Here is a 1,132-nt window from a genome sequence, read left to right as displayed (position 1 = left end):
GCTACGGACCAAGGTGTCGGGAGTTCGAATCTTCTCACGCACGTAATGGACACAGCCCCAGGAAATTTTCCCGGGGCTGTTCTTGGTTTTGCTGCCTTGTACCTTATGATTTTTTTGATGATTATATCAATATAAAATACGCAAAAATTAGGATTAATGAGGGAAAATATGGATAAAATCCGCAGAATTAAAGATTGTATAAAAAATAGCGGATTAACGCAAAAAGAAATTTCAGAAAGATTAGGAATTTCAGAAGATTCTATGGCCAGGTATTTGAAAGGGACCAGCCAACTAAAATTGGATACTCTTATCAAAATATCAGAAATAATATAAGTTTCTTTATGCTACCTTATAACAGGTAAAAATATAAATGAACTTTCAGATGAAGAAAATAAAATTATTGAAGCTTATAAAAATGCAAACCCTGGAATCCAGGAATCAATAAATAAGCTACTGGACATAGAGCTAGAACAAGAAATGCCTGAACAGGAAATATCATCAAATTCAAGGACTGGTTAAAAAAATAGAAGATGCTGAATATTGTATCTCAATGTAATTCCGGATCAGCGCAGCTCCGGGCAACCAGAGAAACAAATTGAGATACAGAAGAGAGGGACTCCAAAATGCGGAGCCCCTCTCTTTTTCAAAAATTGTAGACGAAACGTAAAAAAGGAAATATAATGAAAGTGCTGTTTTTGAACTCCATTCTGTGACAGCAGGAAGGAGGTGTAACCTTGGAGCAGCTTCTAAACTTTATTATTCCGATTATGGCAAGAGTAGCAGGCCACTACATATGCAAATGGTTAGATCGGAAAAACAAAAACAGCTAGCCTAAAAGAAACCCCGGAGAATGGACCTCTCCGGGGTTTCGCTTTTGTGTAACCTAAACAACTTCTAAACTTCTTTGGCTACTATTATCATATTTCATTCTAAATCAAATGTCAAGAAAAAGTTGTATCTTACAATTCCCACAGCTGCCAGGATCCGGAATCAAAATTGAGATACAAAAAACACCACTATTGAAAAAGTTACCAAGATATCATTAATTTACCTATGTGATAGATATCGCTATTTACCCACTTAATCAGCTACGGACCAAGGTGTCGGGAGTTCGAATCTTCTCACGCACGTA

1 protein-coding gene is annotated in these 1,132 nt (G+C 36.6%); it reads left to right on the top strand.

The features are described from left to right. Positions 1 to 168: 168 nt before the first annotated feature. Positions 169 to 333, top strand: coding sequence for a helix-turn-helix domain-containing protein (locus tag BQ9856_RS00005; RefSeq protein ID WP_159441904.1), 165 nt, complete (start codon positions 169 to 171; stop codon positions 331 to 333). Positions 334 to 1,132: the final 799 nt, after the last annotated feature.

The sequence above is a fragment of the Clostridium sp. Marseille-P2415 genome (genome assembly GCF_900155545.1).
GTDB lineage: Bacteria > Bacillota > Clostridia > Lachnospirales > Lachnospiraceae > Lacrimispora.
This window is presented reverse-complemented; position numbering and strand designations above follow the sequence as displayed.